Source organism: Arthrobacter sp. zg-Y769 (assembly GCF_020907405.1).
GTDB lineage: Bacteria > Actinomycetota > Actinomycetes > Actinomycetales > Micrococcaceae > Arthrobacter_B.
In genome coordinates this window covers 157,560-176,122 of sequence record NZ_JAJJOE010000016.1, presented here as the reverse complement: position 1 = coordinate 176,122, position 18,563 = coordinate 157,560, and the positions used below count along the sequence as shown (strand labels likewise).

The following is an 18,563-nucleotide window of genomic DNA, read 5'->3' as shown; positions in this document are numbered from 1 at the left end:
GCCGGTCAGCCCGAAGCGGCTGGTGTGCCGGACGACGTCGTGGTTGGACAACACCCACGTGGTTGGTGCCCCGACCCGGTCGAAGGCGTGCAGGGAGGACTCGATGACTTCCCGCAGCGCCGGGGCGTGCCAGGGGTGGTGCAGGTAGGCGAAGTTGAAGGTCTGGTGCATTTCGTCCGGACGCACCCAGTCGCTGAGCCGGTCCACCGGGTCGATCGTCGCTTCGGCGCAGAGCACCCGGTCACCTTCGTAGGAGTCCAGGATTTTCCGCCAGGAACGGAAGATGTCGTGGATGCCGGGCTGGCCGAACATCGGGGCTGCCTCGCCGGGGAAGCCTTCGGAGGAGGACCCGTCGGCCCGGCCGCCCCAGTCCGGGAGCCCGGATTGCTTGATCAGCGCGTGGGCGACGTCCACGCGGAACCCGCCGACGCCGCGGTCGAGCCAGAACCGCAGGATCTTTTCGAACTCGGCGTGCACGGCCGGGCTGTCCCAGTTGAAGTCCGGCTGGGAGGTATCGAAGAGGTGCAGGTACCACTGTCCGGGGGTGCCGTCGGGTTCGGTGATGCGGGTCCAGGCCGGGCCGCCGAAGTGGGACTGCCAGTTGTTCGGCGGGTTTCCGCCGTTCTCGCCGGTGCCGTCGCGGAAGATGAACATGTCCCGGGCGGGGGAGCCGGCGGGGGAGGCCAGTGCGGCCTGGAAGAGGGGATGCTGGTCGGAGCAGTGGTTGGGGACCAGGTCCACGATGACGCGGATGTTGTGTCGGGAGGCTTCGGCGACGAGGGCGTCGAAGTCTTCCATGGTTCCGAAGAGAGGGTCCACGGAGCAGTAGTCGGCGACGTCGTAGCCGGCGTCCTTCTGCGGGGAGCGGTAGAACGGGGAGAGCCAGATGGCGTCGATGTCGAGTTCGGCCAGGGCGGGCAGTTCGGCGGTGATGCCGGGCAGGTCTCCGACCCCGTCACCACGTAGGTCACGGAACGAGCGAGGGTAGATCTGGTAGATCACCGAAGACCGCCACCACTCACGGCCGGCCGGCGGTTCATGTACGGGAACCACCCGAAGCCTTGCCCGGTTGGAAGCGCTAGCCAGTAGGTCAACCATTTAGGGCGTTTTCCTTCCGCATGTTTGCTGAGCTTACAGTTCCATTTAACGGTTCCGGCGGCGGCCGCGGCTGCCGGAAGCCGTGGAGATCACAGGAGATTTTCACCACGTTTTGCTGCCTCAGCCGTGGCCATGTGCCTGCGATGCCGTCGGTTCCTGAGGATGTATAGGATTGAGCCAGGTCACATGACTTCTGCGTGGCTGCTGGACCCAGTGTCCCAACCACGCAAACCACTTCTTCCCAGGGGGAACATCCGCGTGTCAGAGAACCGACCAGAATGGCAGCCCGCTGCAGACCCGGCAGCCGGTGACGAAAATGCCAACGGCCAGTACGCTGCGCCGTCACCGTCGGCACAGCCGTCCTACTCTGGTGCCCAGGATGAGAAGCATGACACCGCATACCCGTCCTACGGCCAGCAGGCCGGGTACCCGTCCTACGGACAGCAGGCCGGCTACCCGGGTTACGGGCAGCCGCAGGGATACCCCGCCTACGGCCAGCCGCAGGGATACCCCGCCTACGGCCAGGACAGCTACCCGCAGCTGCGGCCGAACCCCGGACAAGCCATGGGCATCGCCGGCCTCATCACGTCCTTCTTGGTCGCCGTGGTGGGCCTTGTCCTGAGCATTGTGGGCCTGAACCAGTCCCGCAATGCAGGAATGACCAATGTCCCGGCCGTGATCGGCATTATCGTCGGCGCGGTGGGGACCCTCTTCTGGTTACTCTTCTTCGTTCTCCTCTTGATCGGGATCGTGGCCGATAGCGGTGCCAGCTACTGACCGCTTCCCCGCCCCGCCCAGGGAGCCCCGGCCTTAGGCCGGGGCTCCTCCTGCATCCAGGATCTCCATGGTGCGGCTATCGGTGCTGAGTAGGATCGCCGCCTCGTCGCGCCGGTGGCGAAGAATAGTGTCCATGTAGGACTGCACCGCCTCGGCCATGGGCACGTTACGGTTGGCCTTTTCGGACATGTACCAGCGGTGCTCCAGGACTTCATGTACCACTTCGGCGGCTTCGAGTTTGCTGCCCAGATCCCGGGGTACGGCTTTCACAATCGGTTCGAAGACCTGCGTGACCCACAGATGTGCGCTGAGCTCCTCGTCGAGTTCGGGATGGCTGGTCACCCTGTAGGAATCCAGGTCGTTGAGCAGCCTGCGGGCCTGGTTCTCCTGCGCGTCTATGCCCGTCAGGCGCAGCAGCCGTCGCTGGTGATGGCCGGCGTCGACCACCTTGGGCTGCAGCTGCACCTCGGAACCGTCCGGGGTGGTGCTGATGCTGAGTTCGTCGACGTCGAACCCCAGGTCGTTCAGGCGCCGAATGCGGGCATCCACGCGCCATCGATCGGCCATCCCAAACGACTCCCGCTCGGTCAGTTCCGCCCAGAGCCGGCGGTAGCTGTCCATAATCCGTTCACTAGTGGCCAGCGGATCCACGGATTCCTCGACCAGGCCGCCCTCGGCCAGGTCCATCAGTTCCCCGGCGATGTTCACCCGGGCGATCTCCAGGTCATATTCCCGCTGGCCGTTGGAAAGTTCGGGGTAGAGCTCTCCCGTTTCCGCATCGACCAGATAGGCGGCGAAGGAGCCGGCGTCGCGGCGGAAGAGGGTATTGGACAGGGACACGTCGCCCCAGTAGAAACCTGCCAGGTGCAGGCGTACCAGCAGGAGTGCCTGGGCGTCGATCAGGCGCGTCAACGTGACTTCGCGCAGGGTCTGGGAGAAGACGGCGCGGTAGGGAAGGGAGAAGCGCAGGTGCCGTGTGACCAGGACCGGCTGCAGCTCCTCGCCCGCTGGATCCATGCGCCCGGTGATAACCGCCACTGGTGCAACTGCGGGAACGTTCAGGCGGCGAAGCTTGCGCAGCATGTGGTATTCCTGCCGTGCCACATGCTCGCTGGTTTCCTTGATGGCAATAAGTGAATCGCCCAGCCGGGCGAAGCGGACCACATGGCGGGAGATGCCGCGGGGGAGTGCTGCCAGGTTCTCCTTGGGCCATTCCTCCAGCGGAATGTGCCAGGGAAGATCCAGCAGTGCCGGATCCATCGAAGCCGCGGTGATGTTCAGCGACCCGAGGGTATTGATCCGGTTGGTCGAGGAACGTGTAGTGCGGGGCAGCTTGCCGGTCTGCTCCCAGTCCGTGGGTTCGTTCTGCCAGTGGGCAGGTACGGCGTCTGTCATAGGCGAAAGCCCTTACGTCTCGAGCATGCGTTAACGAAAAAGCGGTGGCTCCCCATCTCAGAGTTTAGTTGAGCAGGGAAGCCACCGCATGTCGATCCGGTCGGGGTTAGGCCTGTTCCGCGAGCCGTTCCCCGTTGGAGGTGTCGAACAGGTGCACGTGGCCCTTCTGCGGGCGGACGTGGAGCGTGTCGCCCTTCAGCGGAGGACGCCGGCCGTCCACGCGGACCACCATGTCATGGTCCTTGCCGTCGATGGTGCTGTGGCCGTAAACGTAGGCATCAGCTCCCAGTTCCTCGACCACGTCCACCTCGACCCGCAGGCCCTCGCCCTCCGGAACGGTTTCGAGGTCCTCCGGACGGACACCCAGCGTCACGGTGTTGCCGGCGGCGGCCCCGAGCACCGAGCTCTCCACCGGGTAGACGGCCCCGCCGAAGGCGACACCGCCGTCTACCACCGGGAGCTCGAGCAGGTTCATGGCCGGTGAGCCGATGAAGCCGGCGACGAACACGTTCCGGGGGTGGTCGTAGAGGTTCCGCGGAGTGTCCACCTGCTGCAGGATTCCGTCCTTCAGTACAGCCACCCGGTCACCCATCGTCATGGCCTCAACCTGGTCATGGGTGACGTATACCGTGGTGACGCCGAGCCGGCGGGTCAGGGAAGCAATCTGGGTGCGCGTCTGCACACGCAGCTTGGCATCCAGGTTGGAGAGCGGCTCATCCATCAGGAAGACCTGCGGGTTACGCACAATGGCGCGGCCCATGGCAACGCGCTGGCGCTGACCGCCGGAGAGCGCCTTCGGCTTGCGGTCGAGGTAGTCTTCGAGGTCCAGCAGCTTCGCGGCCTCACGGACGCGTTCCATGCGCTCTTCCTTGCCGATGCCGGCGATCTTCAGGGCGAAGCCCATGTTGTCCGCCACGGACATGTGCGGGTACAGCGCATAGTTCTGGAAAACCATGGCGATGTCGCGGTCCTTGGGCGGAACGTCGGTGACATCACGGTCGCCGATGAGGATCCGTCCTGAGTTGACGTCTTCGAGCCCGGCGAGCATCCGCAGGGAGGTGGATTTTCCGCAGCCGGAGGGGCCGACGAGAACCAGGAATTCGCCGTCGGCGATTTCGAGGCTGAGGTTGTCTACTGCGGGGCGTTCCGTCCCCGGGTAGACGCGTGTTGCCTGGTCAAACGTAACCGTTGCCATGGTGTTTCCCTTCACGGGCAGGTACGTGCCCGACGATCCGTTGTGAATGGAGAGCTATTGAGTTGGGTTGGGAACCGCGGGAGCAGGTCGTCAGCGACCTGTGATGCAGCTCACGGGGACAGTATTGCACACGTTCCCCGGTGTAAGTCTGTCCCCCGGTGCGGGGAGTTAACCGGCGACGGCGGCGGCGCGCAGCCGTGCAAGTTCGGTGAGCACCGCGGTGAATGCCTCGGGGGAGGCGACCCGGTATGCCGCGCCGGTGTCCCCGGTGCCGACCTTGATTCCGACGTCGCCGGGTTCGAGGACCGCGAAACCGCGTTCGTCGGTGACGTCGTCGCCGGCGAAGAGCACGGCCGTTGCCCCGGTCAGCTTCCTCAACGCACGGATGCCTTCGCCCTTGTTGGTATGGACCACGGAGGCTTCCAGTACGGACTTGCCATCGGTGACCTGCACGCCGTCGAGCAGGCCCAGTTCCCGCCGCGCGTCCTCCGTGGCGGCGGCAGCCACCGGCGCGGAGACGCTGCGGGTGTGCAGTACGACGCCGGCGGGCTTGGCTTCCAGCCGGCAGCCCGGGTGCCGTGCAACTACGGATTCCACGGCGGTGCGGGCACGGGCCAGCAGCTGGGCCTGCTCGGCGGTCAGCTGCAGCGGCTCCTGGTTGGGGCCGGTCCAGGTTTCGGCGCCGTGACTGCCGATCAGCAGGGTTTCGGGATCCGGGGTGGCAACGGTGCGCAGGCTGTCCAGCGCGCGTCCGGAAATGAACGCGGTGACGGTGTCCGGAAGGGCGGCGAGGGCGCGGACAGCGGCGGCCGATCCGTCCAGCGGCCGGGCATCCTCGGCATGCTCCACCAGCGGGGAAAGCACGCCGTCGAAGTCCAGCGCCACCAGGAGTTTTCCGGTGCCGGCCAGGGACTCCAGTGCCGCCTGCAGCTCGGTGTCCGGTGCACTCATGACTGTTCCCGGTCCTGGTCCCCGGTCGGTTCCCGGTCCTGGTCCTGGTCGAGTGCCTCAAGGAAGTTCTGGGACCAGCGCTCGACGTCGTTCTGCAGCACCTGCCGGCGCATCAGGCGCATCCGGCGGCTGGCTTCCCGGGTGGGCATGTTTACCGCGGTGAGGATGGCCGCCTTCAAGCCGTCGATATCGTGCGGGTTGACCAGCACGGCCTGGCGCAGCTGGTCCGCCGCTCCGGTGAACTCGGAGAGCACCAGGGTGCCTGTGTTCCCGGTGCGGGCGGCGACGTATTCCTTGGCCACCAGGTTCATGCCGTCGCGCAGCGCGGTGACGAGCATAACGTCGGCAGCAAGGTAGAGCGCCACCATTTCCTCCACCGGATAACTGTGGTGCAGGTAGCGCAGCGCGGTGTTGGAGATGGTGTCGAAGGAGCCGCTGATCCGGCCAACAGTGCCCTCAACTTCTTCGCGCAGCAGCCGATACTGTTCCACGCGCTCGCGGGAGGGGCTGGCCACCTGGATCATGGCTGCGTTCTCCACCGTGATCCTGCCGTCTTCGAGGAGCTCGCCGTAGGCCTTGAGCCGGTGGCTGATGCCCTTGGTGTAGTCCAGCCGGTCCACGCCCAGCAGCACGGTGTCCGGGTTGCCCAGTTCACGGCGGATCTGCTTGGAACGCTCGATGACATCTTCGCGCTGCGCCAGCTCGGCGATCTGGCTGGAGTCGATGGAGATGGGGAACGCCTCGGCGCGGGAAACGTAGGACAGGCCGTCTTCAGTGGTGACGTTTACCTGCTGCTGGCGGATGGTGTAACCGGCAAAGCGGCGGACGCAGCGTAGGAAGTTGCTGGCATCGGAGGGGCGCTGGAACCCGATCAGGTCCGCGCCGAGCAGGCCCTCGATGATGTTCCGGCGCCACGGCAGCTGGGCGAAGATCTCCAGCGGAGGGAAGGGGATGTGGTTGAAGAAACCGATCTTCAGGTCCGGGCGGGCCTTCCGCAGCAGCTGGGGGACCAGCTGCAGCTGGTAATCCTGCACCCAGACGGTGGCGCCCTTGGACGCGACCGACGCAGCGGCGTCGGCAAAGCGGCGGTTCACGGTCCGGTAGGCATCCCACCAGGTGCGGTGGAACTCCGGGGCGGCAATCACATCGTGGTAGAGCGGCCACAGCGTCGCGTTGGAGAACCCTTCGTAATACAGTTCCACTTCGTCGGCGCTCAGCGGCACCGGTTTCAGGTGCATGTTGTCGTGGTCGAAGGGTTCAACCTCTTCATCCGGGGAGCCGGGCCAGCCCACCCATGCGCCGTCGGCCTTCGCCATCACGGGAGCCAGAGCCGTGACCAGCCCGCCCGGTGAGCGGCGCCAGGTTTCACCGTCCGCTCCGCTGACCCGGTCAACGGGAAGCCGGTTGGAAACGACGATGAAATCGAAGTCGCCGTAGCTGTCCGGAGCGTCTTCCCTGGAACTCGGATCCGCGTCAGCGTTCACGAATGGCACCCCTTTGTTGTTTGGTCGTATATTGCCACTCTAGCGAAGCGGGGAAACTTTGTACCGCCCGCCGGCGTTGGTCGAAAGGTGGCGGACGCCGTTCCGCCTACACTGGTGATGAGCTGAGAGGCCCCGGAAACGGTGCCGGCGTTGAGAGACATGAGGAATTATGACTGACCGGAATCCCAAGCCGACCAAGGCAGAGCGTACTGCCGCTGCCCGCGAGCAGGCACGCGCCCTGCGCGAGGCCCAGCAGAAGAAGGAGCGGCGCAACCGTCTCCTGGCGATCTGGGGCGTGGTGGTTGCCGTTATCGCGGTGATCGCGATCGTGGCCGTGATTGTGGTCAACAACATGAACCAGAAAATACCCAGCACGGGAACGTCGCCCGCCAACGCGAACGAGTACGGCGGCTTCACCCTGACGTCCACCACGGCGCTGGAACCGACGGAGAAGTTCGATCTTGACGTCGAGACCCTGCCTGAAGCACCGGAGGAAGCCGCTGAAGAGACGCCGGTTCCGCCGGGGGTTGCGGCTGCGGAGCCGGGCGAGCCCGTCCAGGTGGTGGAATACGTGGACATCAACTGCGTGCACTGCGCGGACTTCGCCGCGACCTTCGATGACCAGATTTCCCAGTGGCTGGATGCCGGTGAGATCACCTACGAATACCGCACAGTGGCATTCCTGGACCGGAACTCCACCTCCAACTACTCCTCCCGCGGCGCCAATGCAGCGGCGTGCGTGGCGGACCAGAGCCCCGAGTCCTATTGGGACTTCATGCAGGCCATCTTCGCCCAGCACGCCTCCGGCGAAGTGAAGAACGCGGAGCTGGTGGACATGGCCGAGTCCGTGGGCGCCGATACCGAGGGCATGGATGACTGCATCGAAGACGACACCTACCGTCCGTTCGTGAAGTACGCGGACCAGCTGGCCCGCGTGGACGGCATCAGCGGCACCCCGACGGCGTACGTCAACGGCGCTGAAGCGGACCTGAACACCTTCGTGGAAACGGTCCAGGGCGCGATCGACGCCAACAAGTAAGTCCGAGGTCGGCCAGCGTCCGTTCCCCGTGAAACGTTTCGGTTTCACGGGGGCGGGCGCTCTGGGCTAATCTTGTCTAGCGCTGTTGTTCCAACCTGATTGTGCAGGCGGACGACGGCGGCGTCGCTGGCTTGGTTTATGGCCCGCCAGCAGCGCCCCCTTAGCTCAGTTGGCCAGAGCACCTGTCTTGTAAACAGGGGGTCGCCGGTTCGAATCCGGCAGGGGGCTCCACCTAAAACCCCTTCTGATCGCACCCGATCAGGAGGGGTTTTCCCTGTGCTGCCGGTGGCTCACTACACATTCGGAGCATGGTGCGGATATATGTAGAGAGACATGGACGGGCTTACCAGAACCTACAGCGCCAACCCGGTGCCCACCGGAATGGTGCAGGTGGTCTCCACCGCGGCTGAACTCAAGCGCGCCTTGGCGAACGCCCGACCGGGCGAGATCATCGAACTACGCGAGGGCCGTTACATCGGATCGTTCACGGCATCCGTTTCCGGTACGACGGCCGCGCCGATCACGCTCCGCGGTGCCCGCGCCGTCGTTCTTTCATCGGGGTCCATCTCCTCCGGCTACGGCCTTCACATCACCGGATCGAACTGGCGCATTAACGGTATCTCTGTTGCTTCATCGAGCAAGGGCATCGTGCTCGACGGTTCACGGAACACCATCATCGAGGGCGTTGACGTTGGCACGATAGGAGCTGAGGCCGTTCACTTCCGCTCAGGCAGTAGCGACGGCGCCATCATCAATTCCCTGATCCATGACACGGGCCTCAGGCAGCCCGAATTTGGTGAGGGCATCTACCTCGGCACTGCCCACAGCAACTGGACCGGCGGAGTTCCCGATCTTTCGGATCGAATCACGGTGCGGGGAAACCGCATCACGAATACGCCGGCGGAAGGCGTGGACGTCAAGGAAGGAACCACAGGCGGGATCATTATCGACAACGTCTTCACGAACTCGGGTTTCTCCGGCGCGAACTACTCGGATTCCTGGGTGGACGTGAAAGGAAACAACTACCGGATCGAAGGCAACTCCGGCCTTGGGACCAAACGCGATGCATTCCAGGTTCACTCGGTGCTGGCGGGCTGGGGCACCGGCAACGTCTTTGTCGGTAACTCGGTTCAGGGTGGTGTGCCAGGTCATGAGGTGTGGGTTCAGTCGGAATCCTTGAACACCACAATCATCTGCAAGGCAAGCGGGGCGGCCCTTGGATTGAGCAACGTCAGCTGCCGCTGACACGTTCACTCACGAGGTGCCGGACACAGCTCCGATGGCTCGCCCGGGTATCCACTGGTATGCAGGGCGATCAGTTATCCCACGGGGTTCGGTGCCTCGTCGCGGATGTCGGAGGACAGTTCCACGGTGGAGGCCTGAGCAGGCCGGCCGAGTGCACGGTACTGCCACCCCTTGGAGGTGTAGTCATTGGCATTGAGTGCGTGGCGGCCGTCGAGGATGCGGCGGTGGCTGACGAGTGCGCCGAGGGTGTCGGGATCGGCCTCACGGAATTCGGACCACTCGGTGAGGAGGGCGACGACGTCGGCCTTATCGACAGCTTCGGCCATGGAATCGACGTAGTTGAGGTCGGGGTACAGGTGGTGGGCGTTGGAGTTGGCTTCGGGGTCGTACACCGTGACGAGGGCACCCTCGAGGTAGAGAAGACGGGCAACATCAAGTGCCGGGGCATCACGGACGTCGTCCGAATTGGGCTTGAAAGCAGCCCCCAGGGCGGCGACCCGGACACCGGCGAGGCTTCCGCCGGCGAGTTCGCGGATCAGGTCCACCGTGCGCACGCGTCGCCGGTTGTTGATGGAGTCGACCTCGCCGAGGAAACTCACGGCCTGGCCGACCCCGAGTTCTTCTGCCCGGTGCTTGAAGGCCCGGATGTCCTTAGGGAGGCATCCTCCGCCGAAGCCCAGGCCGGGCTTCAGGAACCGGCCGCCGATGCGGTCATCGAGGCTTAGCGCCTTGGCGAGGTGATTCACGTCCGCTCCGGTGGCTTCACAGATTTCAGCCATGGCGTTGATGAAGGAGATTTTCGTGGCCAGGAAGGAATTGGCCGCAACCTTCACCAGTTCAGAGGTGGCAAGATCGGCGACGATTACCGGGGTGTCCAGGTCAAGGATGGGTTTGAAGACCCGGCGCAGCTGCTGTTCAGCCCACTGGGAGCTGACCCCGAAAACGAGGCGGTCGGGGAAGAGTGTGTCCTGGACGGCGAACCCTTCACGCAGGAACTCGGGGTTCCAGGCAAGTTCGAGTTCCGTGCCCAGCGGCGAGATCGACTGGACCATGGAGGTGATGCGGGCGGCCGTGCCGATGGGGACCGTTGACTTGCCTACAAGCAGGACCTTTCGGTCGATCCTGGCGGCCAGGGCAGTGAAGGCAGCATCTACATAGGTCATGTCCGCGGCTGAGGAGTTCGGGGACTGGGGGGTGCCGACGCACACGAAGTGCACGTCGCCGAAGGCTGCGGCTTCGTCGAAGTCGGTCGTGAAGCGCAGACGGCCCGAGTCGAGGGCCTCTTGGAGTTTTTCCGGCAGGCCTGGCTCGAAGAACGGCACTTCGGCGGAGGAGAGTAGGTCGATTTTGCGTTGGTCGACGTCGACGCCGAGGACGTCGAAGCCCATGATGGCCATGCAGACCGCGTGGGTGGCGCCGAGGTAGCCGGTGCCGATGACGGTCACTTTCGGCGGTTGCTGAGTGCTGGAGTCGTGGGAGATGCTCATCGTCGGTCCTCTTTTGGGTAGCGAGTATCGCGGAGTGGTGCCTACTGCCGTGCTTGAGGGGAAGGTCGGGAGATGTCAGCCGGAGGTGCAGGGTTCGTTGGACAGGCCTTCTCCGGCGGCGGAGGCCGTGTTGCTGCATTCGACGATGTTGTCGCGGACGGGTTTGAGCGAGTAGCCAAGTCCTGGGCCGTTGACCTGGGCGTCGTTGTCGCGGAATACGTTGTCCGTGCCCCAGCCGTCGATGATTTCGTGGGTCTGGAATCCGTCGAGCGGTGAGTTGATTCCTGTGTTGCCGTCGATCACCCAGTCGCGTCCCTTCACATCCACCCAGGAGTCGGCCTCGATGATGCCTGAGCCGTCGAAGGTATTGGCTCGCAGCACGCCGTCCGAGGTGCCCTCCTTGATGTCGACACTCTCGGACGTGGTCTCGGTGATGGTGTTGCCTTCGATCGAGTTGCGATCGCTGCGGTCGGGCTCGCAGTTGCTGATGTCGCACCAGTTGCTCTCGGCGGTGCCAATGTAAATGCCTTCACCGAACTTGGGTTTGCGCAGGCCGGTGTTGCTGATGGTGTTCCCGATGACGCGGTTGTCGGTGCTGAATTTGCGCAGGTGGATGGCCTCGTCACCGGTGGTGGTGACGGTAAGGCCCTGGATCAGGTTGTTGGTGCTCTGGTCCACCATCACGCCTTTCTGGCCGTTGCGGACAGTGAAGCCCTGCAGCGCCCAGTAGGACGAGTTGTCGAGGTGGAACACGTAGCCGTCATCGGTTGTACCACCGTCGAGGATGCTCTCGGCGTTACCGCACAGCGTGATGGGCTGCTCCGCCGTCCCCTCTGCGGACGCCGTGAAATTACCCGTGTAGGTGCCTGCGGCGAGGCCGACGACATCCCCCGGGCGGGCGGCATCGAGCGCGTTCTCAAGCTCCGTCGACGTCGTTACCCGAACGGTCGGCTCGGGACATTGCACAGGTGTCGTCACCGGTGCAGGCGCTTCACCGGCGTCCTGAGTGGGCTGCGTCTGAGGTTCCTGCTGATCCCGGGCAACGTCCTGGCTGCCGGGTCTGTTCAATCCCGCAACGACGACGATGGCAACCACTGCCAACGCGACGACGGCGAGAATGAGTGCGGTGAGCTTGCTGCGGCGGCTCATCGTGCTCCCCGAACATCGTCGATGCGCACGATGCCACGACTGAGGGCGGTGAGCGGCACCCGCTCCTCGTAGGGGTTACGGATGGTGTGGACACGCAGGTGGTGTCTGCGGGTGAAGGCAGTCGCCACGAGCAGTGCGCCAAGCATCAGCCAGATGAAGGTCAGCGGTTGGAACACCGAGTTCACCACGCTCCGCACGGTGAGAGCGGGATGCCAGTCGAGCAAATCGTTGTCCTCGACCACGGCTCCTGTTGAGGTTTCATCCCAGATGGCGACGGTGCCGTACCCGCCGACATTATTACCGGTGACTTTGGTGTCGGGAACGCTGCCAAGGAGGGACACGCCGTGGCCCGAGAGCGAGTTCATGGTGTTGCTGGTGACGGTAGCCGAAGCATCCCGGACATACACGCCGGTGTCGCCACCGGAGATCGTGTTCCGGCGAATGTCTGCCTGGGCCCCGGGCTCGCGGACCGCGACGCCCTGAAGTCGCTGGTCCCGGATCTCGTTGTCGATGATGCTTACCCCTGTGGCGCCGTAATTGACCACAACGCCCACCTCGTTGCCGCGAATGGTGCTGCTCGTCACCCGAAGGTTTTCGCCGCCGCTGAGTTCGACACCGTAACGCCCGTTGTCTATGACCGTACTTCTCACTACGCGGTTCCCGCCGTAGGTCACGACCGCGGTGCCTACCGCATTGGGACCATCAGCAAGCGGTTGTCCGTCGAACGACATGCCGTTACGGCCATTGCCGTTTGCTGTGACATCCTCCAACTCGACGCGCGTGCTGGACCGGCCCACCGTTATTCCATCGACGGCGTTGCCTGACGAGGTAGTACCAGTGACGGTGGCGTCGGTGACGGAACGGTGAAGTACCAGCCCGTCAACCAGGCTCCCGCTGATAGACGAGTCGCGGATCGCGATGTCCCTGGCATTGGTCACGAACAGCCCGAACGCGTTGTCTTGGACCGTCAGGTTGTCGATGCCTGCAGTGACAACGCTGTAGTCGAGGTCTGTCTGATCAGCGAGTGACTTCAGGTCCTCCTCCGGTAGCAGGCGGGCCCCAGCCGGAGCCACTGGCTCCTCAGCCCCGGCATTGGCATTGGAGTCCACGAAGGTGCCGGCGGTATCTGTGCCGGTCAAGGCCAGTCCACCTGTGTTGCCGCTCCAAAAGCCGAGGGAGGACACCGTGGTGTGGGAAAGGGATGCATGACCGCCGATTACCCTGACGTACGCGCGTCCGTCTGAGGTGTCGGTATCTGCGCCGGCACCGTTCCAGCTGGTGATTTCGACGTCGGATTCCTCGGTGCCCGCGACGGTAAGTGAGCCGCCCAGGGCGACGATGGACACAAAGGCGTCCTTGTTGCTCTGCATGCGCACAGTGATGCCTTCTCCGAGTGCGAGCGTTGCGCCGGGCAGGACCACGATGTTCTCGGTGAGCATGTACGTCGACGACGCAAGCTCCCTGAACGTATCCGGGGCGAGCTGGAGCAGATCCGCGGCGGTATACGGTTCAGTCCTAGCCGGGAGGACGAGGGTGTCCGTCACCCCGGTGTGAAGCCGATAAGGACCTTCCAACCCGTCGACACGCCAGCGAGCTGCGGAGGCGATCGTGCGCACGTACACCAGGCGCTCCTCCTCACCCCGAACGATCCGCGCCTCACTAATGGGGTCGCCCGGGTACAGCTCGCCCTGAATATTGCCGTTCGTGGCGATCTCGTTGCGTCCGAAGGCATCAGCTTCGGACGTCTTCCAGAAGTTGCCGGCCACGATGAAAGCTGTTGCGACAAGCGCGACGAAGACAATGGCGAGCACGCCGAACAGGAGTGGTTTGCGGCTCGTCATACGATCGCCCCGCGGGCTCCATCTGCCGAATGGGCTGCCGTGTCTGCCTTGGTCTTAAGGCTCACGGCATTCTGGCCGTCACCGCCGGTCTGGTCGGCGTGCCTGGTCAACCACCCCTGCTTGTTCATCGTGAAGAACGCATACAGCTTGATCGGCAGCGCCACGAGGATCACGGTGAAGGCGAGAACCGGCAGGATCAGGATGTCCCGAGGGTGGCGGCGGAGGTGGGAAATGCCACGGATGCCGCGGCCGAGCAGAAGCCAGCAAAGTGCAGCGCTCACACCCAGCACGGTGACGTCCACCCGGTAGAAAATCAGATAGAACATGGTCAGTCCCATAGTCAGCGGTGTCAGCAGGATCTGCAGGACCGTGATTTTGGTGATGAACGGGACACGCCACAACCAACCAGTACCAATGGCCGTGAGGTAGCAGCGGTAGGAATTGCGGCTCCACCGGACGCGTTGCCTAACAAAGGCCCGGAAGCTGGAGGGAAACATTGATAGGGCACGAGCAGTGGACTGGTGCACGGTCTTATACCCGGAGGCGAGGACGAGCCAGGTAAGGCGGCCGTCATCGCCCGAGATGCAGCGCTTCCCCAGGAAATACTCATTCTCCAGGTGCTCGAGGACGGGCAGGACGGCCGACCGGCGGTATACCGCGGTCCGGCCCGAGACGCACGGGACAGCTCCAGCGGCGCCCATGGCCGGTACGTAGTCGAGATACCGGATGTTCACGAGCCAGTCAGCTATCCGGCGCCACACACTTGTCTCCCGCTTGTAGACAGTCTGGTGCGTTCCGACGGCCCCGACGAGCGGATCGATGAACGGCATCTGCACGTTCTGCAGCAGATCCGGCTGCCACCACGTATCCGAGTCCGTCAGTACCAGGATGTCGTACTTTGCCAACCGGATCCCCGCACCAAGAGCGGACCGTTTGCCCACATGGTGGAAAAGGATCGGCTTGATGGTCGGGTCGTGGAGCGCCTCAATCCGCGCATAAGCGTCAAGATCCTCGACGTCGAGGACAATGATGATCTCGTCCGGACGCTGGCTAAGCCACGACTCGAGCGCGCTCATGAGGATGTCCGGATCCTCGTGGAAAGACGGCACCACCACCGATGTTGTCGCCCTGTAATCGGTCACGATCGGCTTGGCTCGGCGCGAGAGGATGAACCGGTAGAGCCACAGCCCCCAAACGATCGCCCCAGCCACCGCAACCGGGAAGTAGGGCGAGAGCTCCGCCCAGAACGCGCTGACGTCCCTCCAGTTCAGGTTCGAGGTCCAGTCGGACCACTGGGTGTCTAGCGTCCCCATAACGAGGTCAACAACTGTGGTTGATGTAGAGGATGCAGTCAATCCAAATGAGAACATAGGATTCCTCGGACGAGACGGAACGGCCGAGGAAACGTTACGGCCGCTGAGGTGCAGAAGTAGCGCCTCGGACCCCTGAGGGGTCGGTTTGGACACGTCGTTGTCCCTGGTAACGACTCTAGGGGTGGCTACTTAAAGTGAACAGCCAGCACTCCGTTATTTGCCGCAGATATTCACACCTCACTGCTGAACTACTCGGGGTTACCCTATGAACTGCGGCAGAGGCCGCCCATCCAAGTGGATTTGCGCCCGTGGACTGATGCGCAAGGGTACTGCCCGTTATCTGCACCTCCTTGGTGCAATTGCTTGATAGAACTCTTTCCCCGTGTGCGGAGGCGTGGGGGGGGGAGGGGGGGCGGGAAAAACCGGGACCACAGACGCACCTAAGATGTAAAAGCAGAATCAGCGTGCGCGTGTAGAAGGAGTCTCCAATGGTTATGCCCCGGAACCTGTTCCTCGTCCGTCACGGACAGAGCGAAGCGAACGTGATGCAGAAGGCGTCCAAAGCCGGTGACTCCAGCCTCTACACCGAAGAGACGATGACCGTTCCGGACCGCTCGTGGCGGCTTACGGAACTGGGGGTCCAGCAGGCCAAGGTCGCCGGCGCCTGGATCGCGCGGCAGAACATCGAGTTCGACCGGGCCATGGTCTCCGTTTACACCCGGACCCGTGAGACTGCCGCGCACCTCGGGCTGGATGTGCGTTGGGAGGAGAACCGGGTGATCCGTGAGCGTTCGTGGGGAGAAATCGGCTCCATGTCGAAGCAGGACTTCGCCCGCAAGTACTCGCAGAACGCGGCGTACCGTGACAGTGATCCGCTGTACTGGGCCCCGCCTGCGGGGGAATCCATTGCCAATGTCGCTGAAAACCGGGTGCGGAACATCCTGAGCACCCTGCACCGTGAAAACGCCCGCGACAATGTTCTCCTGGTGACGCACGGCGAATTCATGTGGGCAACCCGTCTGGTGCTGGAGCGCTGGAGCGATGAGGAGTTCCTGGAGCGGGACGCGGACAAGGACCAGATGATCCACAACTGCACCGTCCTGCAGTACACCAGCACCGACCCGGACAACCGGAACAACGTCCGCGAAAAGCTCAACTGGGTCCGGCGCTGCTGGCCCGTCCAGGTGGACGGCGAGTGGACCATGTTCGTCGGCGAATGGGAAGAATTCGACCGGAAGTACTTCACCCGTGACGACCTCCTGGAACGGGCTGAAGCGAACCGGCATTTCCTGCAGGGTGCGTTCGGAAGCTGAGGCGTTCCCTCCTCATGTTATATTCGCGGCATGGGTGCATGGGGGAGCGGCATTTTCGCCAACGATACGGCTGCGGACATTCGCGGGGAGTACCGAGAACATCTCGAGGACCAGGTGCCGGATGAGGAAGCGACCCGCCGCGTCATCGAATCCTTCGCCTACCTGCTGCGCCAGGACAACGCCGCGGAGTTGTGGGTGGCGCTCGCAGCGGCGCAGTTCCAGGTGGGCAGGCTCGACGACGACGTGAAAGCCGCCGCCCTTGATGCGATCGATCAGGGCAGCGGCCTCGAGGAGTGGACGGAAGCGGGGCCGGACGACCTGGCGGAACGGGTAGCGGCCCTGCAGGAACTGCGGGACCAGCTCACGGGACCACAACCGGCACGGGAGAAGCTCCGCCGGCCGTAGCGCTATGAAGAGAAACCGAACTCGTAGCGGGTAATGTCCTGAGCTACACGGACGCAGTGGGACACAAAAGGCGGCGCCTCCCCAGGGGGAGACGCCGCCTATTACCCGAGCAGAGCCGACTACTAGGCCTGGCTGAGCATTTTGTGCTGCCGGTACTGGCTCATCGCTTGGAAGTACTGCGGCGACGGCTTCCGGAACAGCATTACCGTTGCGATAACCAGGGCCAGGACTGCCCACCAACCCAGCAGGCCAATATTGGTGATCAGGGTCAGCACGGAGATCCCTGTGTAAACGGCAAGCAGGATCCGGGCCCAGTTATGGCCCTTGCGGATGAAAATAGCCGCTACCAGAGTGATGGCGAAGCAGATGATGCCCATAACCACCAGGATCATGACAGCTGCCATGGGGACATCGGGGCCGGCTGCGTTCGCCAGCAGGATTCCGGCAGGAACGCTCAGAACGGTCAGGCCCAGAATGACCATCAGCAGAGTGAAAGCCGAATCCACCTGCTTCGGCCGCTGCGGCGGTACCAGAGGACCGGCCGGAGCGCCTGCCTGAGCGTAGGGAGCGCCTGCCTGTGCGTAGGGCGGTGCCGCCTGTGCGTAGGGAGCGCCTGCCTGTGCGTAGGGCGGTGCCGCCTGTGCGTAGGGAGCGCCCGCCTGTCCGAAGGGCGGTCCTGCCTGCGGAACGGGAGGCACTGCCGGCCCGGGCGGAGTCTGGTCGCCGGGATAGGCATTTGAGTTGTGGCTGTTGGTGTTATTGGCGCCCTGCGGCACTGGTTCGGACATGCTTCCCCCATAAAGCGGACTGATTCCACGGCGGATTTGCCGCAGCACCTATCAGCATAGTCCGACGTCAACGCCCTCACACGCGGCGGCACGGACAAGGGCCCTGCATCTGCCGTTGGCTCCGATGCAGGGCCCTTGTCATACCCGGGGATCGGTGGTTAGCCCACCAGCTCCAGCAGTGCAGAGTAGGAGGACTGCGCACCCTCGCGGGTAGCAGCCAGTGCACCGGCACGGGCAGCGAACCCGGCGGCGTCGGCCAGCGAATCACCGGCCGCAAGCCGTGCAGCCGTGGCGGCCGTGAAGGCGTCGCCGCAGCCGGTCGTGTCCACTGCCGTGACCCGGGTGGGCGCAATGACGGTCACCCGGTCCGCACCGGTAGCGGTGCCGTCCAGCACGACGGCGCCCTCGCCGCCGAGGGTGACGATGGTGCGCCGCACACCCAGCCGGGCCAGGGCAGCGATAACCGCTTCCCAGTCCGACGCCGGATCCGCCAGCCCCGTGACCAGCGCAGCTTCGTGGGCGTTGAGCAGCAGGACATCGGTCAGGGCGAGCAGATCGGCGGGGACCTCGCGGTAAGGCGAGAGGTTCAGCAGCACCTGGGCGCCGGCGTCGTGCCCTGCCTGGGCCGCGGCGGCCACCGCTTCGAGCGGTACCTCCAGGCTCAGGCAGAGCACTGCAGCGTCCTCGAACAGGTCCGCCGGAAGCTCGGCGCCGGTAACCGTGCCGTTGGCACCGGGGGAGACGATGATGGTGTTTTCCCCGGCGGCGTCCACCACGATCATGGCCGTACCCGTCGCGGTGCCGGTACGGCGCAGGACGCGCGAGGCATCCACGCCGGCGCCGGCTGCCGCCTCCAGCAGCAGATCGCCGTGCCCGTCGGCGCCCACGGCTCCGAAGAGCCGCACATCGGCGCCCAGCAGGGCGGCAGCAGCCGCCTGGTTGGCACTCTTGCCGCCCGGGACAATGACCAGTTCCGATCCGTTCAGGGTTTCCCCGGGGGAGGGGAAACGGTCGGTGCGGACGGTCAGGTCGGCATTAAGCGAACCGACAACTACAACTTTTCCGGCGGACATGCAGTGATTC

At 64.2% G+C, this 18,563-nt stretch carries 16 protein-coding genes and 1 tRNA gene; 6 read left to right on the top strand and 11 right to left on the bottom strand.

Annotation, left to right across the window (positions count from 1 at the left end):
* On the bottom strand, window positions 1-1,098 hold a 1,098-nt coding region (locus tag LOC60_RS15305; RefSeq protein ID WP_269440223.1), incomplete at its 3' end, for an alpha-amylase family glycosyl hydrolase.
* Between the two features lie 258 nt (window positions 1,099-1,356).
* On the opposite strand from LOC60_RS15305, the gene LOC60_RS15300 reads away from it, so the two are divergent.
* Window positions 1,357-1,875 carry a DUF4190 domain-containing protein gene (locus tag LOC60_RS15300; protein ID WP_230026505.1) on the top strand — a complete coding sequence of 173 codons (519 nt, stop codon included), beginning with the start codon at window positions 1,357-1,359 and terminating at the stop codon, window positions 1,873-1,875.
* A gap of 33 nt (window positions 1,876-1,908) precedes the next feature.
* On the opposite strand, the gene LOC60_RS15295 is transcribed toward LOC60_RS15300, so the two are convergent.
* From LOC60_RS15295 to LOC60_RS15280, 4 genes are all read right to left on the bottom strand, one after another.
* On the bottom strand, window positions 1,909-3,270 hold the full coding sequence (locus LOC60_RS15295; protein ID WP_230026504.1) for a DUF4032 domain-containing protein: 1,362 nt from the start codon (window positions 3,268-3,270) through the stop codon (window positions 1,909-1,911).
* Window positions 3,271-3,376: 106 nt separating this feature from the next.
* On the bottom strand, window positions 3,377-4,465 hold the full coding sequence (locus LOC60_RS15290; RefSeq protein WP_230026502.1) for an ABC transporter ATP-binding protein: 1,089 nt from the start codon (window positions 4,463-4,465) through the stop codon (window positions 3,377-3,379).
* 168 nt (window positions 4,466-4,633) lie between these two features.
* On the bottom strand, window positions 4,634-5,416 hold the full coding sequence (otsB, locus tag LOC60_RS15285) for a trehalose-phosphatase (RefSeq protein ID WP_230026501.1): 783 nt from the start codon (window positions 5,414-5,416) through the stop codon (window positions 4,634-4,636).
* Window positions 5,413-6,900: an alpha,alpha-trehalose-phosphate synthase (UDP-forming) gene (locus tag LOC60_RS15280; RefSeq protein WP_230026499.1), complete on the bottom strand. Its 1,488-nt coding sequence runs from the start codon at window positions 6,898-6,900 to the stop codon at window positions 5,413-5,415. The genes otsB and LOC60_RS15280 overlap by 4 nt, the downstream gene beginning before the upstream one ends.
* Window positions 6,901-7,069: 169 nt before the next feature.
* Between LOC60_RS15280 and LOC60_RS15275 the strand changes: the two genes are divergently transcribed.
* The 3 genes from LOC60_RS15275 (at window position 7,070) to LOC60_RS15265 (ending at window position 9,184) form a co-directional block, all read left to right on the top strand.
* Window positions 7,070-7,939, top strand: a complete 870-nt coding sequence (locus LOC60_RS15275) for a DsbA family protein (protein ID WP_230026498.1) — start codon at window positions 7,070-7,072, stop codon at window positions 7,937-7,939.
* A 154-nt stretch (window positions 7,940-8,093) separates the two neighbouring features.
* Window positions 8,094-8,170, top strand: a tRNA-Thr gene (locus tag LOC60_RS15270).
* A 102-nt stretch (window positions 8,171-8,272) separates the two neighbouring features.
* Window positions 8,273-9,184, top strand: a complete 912-nt coding sequence (locus LOC60_RS15265) for a right-handed parallel beta-helix repeat-containing protein (RefSeq protein WP_230026497.1) — start codon at window positions 8,273-8,275, stop codon at window positions 9,182-9,184.
* A gap of 74 nt (window positions 9,185-9,258) precedes the next feature.
* Here LOC60_RS15265 and LOC60_RS15260 read toward each other — a convergent pair whose 3' ends face one another.
* The 4 genes from LOC60_RS15260 to LOC60_RS15245 all read right to left on the bottom strand — a co-directional run bounded on the left by LOC60_RS15260 (window position 9,259) and on the right by LOC60_RS15245 (window position 14,974).
* Window positions 9,259-10,671 carry a UDP-glucose dehydrogenase family protein gene (locus tag LOC60_RS15260; protein WP_230026496.1) on the bottom strand — a complete coding sequence of 471 codons (1,413 nt, stop codon included), beginning with the start codon at window positions 10,669-10,671 and terminating at the stop codon, window positions 9,259-9,261.
* Between the two features lie 75 nt (window positions 10,672-10,746).
* On the bottom strand, window positions 10,747-11,820 hold the full coding sequence (locus LOC60_RS15255) for a right-handed parallel beta-helix repeat-containing protein (protein WP_230026495.1): 1,074 nt from the start codon (window positions 11,818-11,820) through the stop codon (window positions 10,747-10,749).
* Window positions 11,817-13,661 (bottom strand): right-handed parallel beta-helix repeat-containing protein, encoded by a 1,845-nt coding sequence (locus LOC60_RS15250; RefSeq protein WP_230026493.1) that lies wholly within the window; start codon window positions 13,659-13,661, stop codon window positions 11,817-11,819. Before LOC60_RS15250 ends, LOC60_RS15255 begins: the two co-directional genes overlap by 4 nt.
* On the bottom strand, window positions 13,658-14,974 hold the full coding sequence (locus LOC60_RS15245) for a glycosyltransferase (RefSeq protein ID WP_230026492.1): 1,317 nt from the start codon (window positions 14,972-14,974) through the stop codon (window positions 13,658-13,660). Before LOC60_RS15245 ends, LOC60_RS15250 begins: the two co-directional genes overlap by 4 nt.
* A gap of 488 nt (window positions 14,975-15,462) precedes the next feature.
* On the opposite strand from LOC60_RS15245, the gene LOC60_RS15240 reads away from it, so the two are divergent.
* A complete protein-coding gene (locus LOC60_RS15240) occupies window positions 15,463-16,287 on the top strand; it encodes a histidine phosphatase family protein (protein ID WP_230026491.1) in 825 nt (274 codons plus the stop codon).
* 30 nt (window positions 16,288-16,317) lie between these two features.
* Window positions 16,318-16,692, top strand: a complete 375-nt coding sequence (locus tag LOC60_RS15235; protein WP_230026490.1) for a DUF4259 domain-containing protein — start codon at window positions 16,318-16,320, stop codon at window positions 16,690-16,692.
* 122 nt (window positions 16,693-16,814) lie between these two features.
* Here the strand turns inward: LOC60_RS15235 and LOC60_RS15230 are convergent, their stop codons facing one another.
* A complete protein-coding gene (locus tag LOC60_RS15230) occupies window positions 16,815-17,480 on the bottom strand; it encodes a hypothetical protein (protein ID WP_230026489.1) in 666 nt (221 codons plus the stop codon).
* Window positions 17,481-17,638: 158 nt separating this feature from the next.
* Window positions 17,639-18,553 (bottom strand): PfkB family carbohydrate kinase, encoded by a 915-nt coding sequence (locus LOC60_RS15225; protein ID WP_230026488.1) that lies wholly within the window; start codon window positions 18,551-18,553, stop codon window positions 17,639-17,641.
* Window positions 18,554-18,563: the final 10 nt, after the last annotated feature.

What these genes read in the sequence shown, in the direction of transcription:
- LOC60_RS15295 (WP_230026504.1), bottom strand. Translation starts at nt 3,270, where the DNA reads ATGACAGACGCCGTACCTGCCCACTGGCAGAACGAACCCACGGACTGG.
- LOC60_RS15290 (WP_230026502.1), bottom strand. Translation starts at nt 4,465, where the DNA reads ATGGCAACGGTTACGTTTGACCAGGCAACACGCGTCTACCCGGGGACG.
- otsB (WP_230026501.1), bottom strand. Translation starts at nt 5,416, where the DNA reads ATGAGTGCACCGGACACCGAGCTGCAGGCGGCACTGGAGTCCCTGGCC.
- LOC60_RS15275 (WP_230026498.1), top strand. Translation starts at nt 7,070, where the DNA reads ATGACTGACCGGAATCCCAAGCCGACCAAGGCAGAGCGTACTGCCGCT.
- LOC60_RS15265 (WP_230026497.1), top strand. Translation starts at nt 8,273, where the DNA reads ATGGACGGGCTTACCAGAACCTACAGCGCCAACCCGGTGCCCACCGGA.
- LOC60_RS15260 (WP_230026496.1), bottom strand. Translation starts at nt 10,671, where the DNA reads ATGAGCATCTCCCACGACTCCAGCACTCAGCAACCGCCGAAAGTGACC.
- LOC60_RS15255 (WP_230026495.1), bottom strand. Translation starts at nt 11,820, where the DNA reads ATGAGCCGCCGCAGCAAGCTCACCGCACTCATTCTCGCCGTCGTCGCG.
- LOC60_RS15250 (WP_230026493.1), bottom strand. Translation starts at nt 13,661, where the DNA reads ATGACGAGCCGCAAACCACTCCTGTTCGGCGTGCTCGCCATTGTCTTC.
- LOC60_RS15245 (WP_230026492.1), bottom strand. Translation starts at nt 14,974, where the DNA reads ATGGGGACGCTAGACACCCAGTGGTCCGACTGGACCTCGAACCTGAAC.
- LOC60_RS15240 (WP_230026491.1), top strand. Translation starts at nt 15,463, where the DNA reads ATGGTTATGCCCCGGAACCTGTTCCTCGTCCGTCACGGACAGAGCGAA.
- LOC60_RS15235 (WP_230026490.1), top strand. Translation starts at nt 16,318, where the DNA reads ATGGGTGCATGGGGGAGCGGCATTTTCGCCAACGATACGGCTGCGGAC.
- LOC60_RS15230 (WP_230026489.1), bottom strand. Translation starts at nt 17,480, where the DNA reads ATGTCCGAACCAGTGCCGCAGGGCGCCAATAACACCAACAGCCACAAC.
- LOC60_RS15225 (WP_230026488.1), bottom strand. Translation starts at nt 18,553, where the DNA reads ATGTCCGCCGGAAAAGTTGTAGTTGTCGGTTCGCTTAATGCCGACCTG.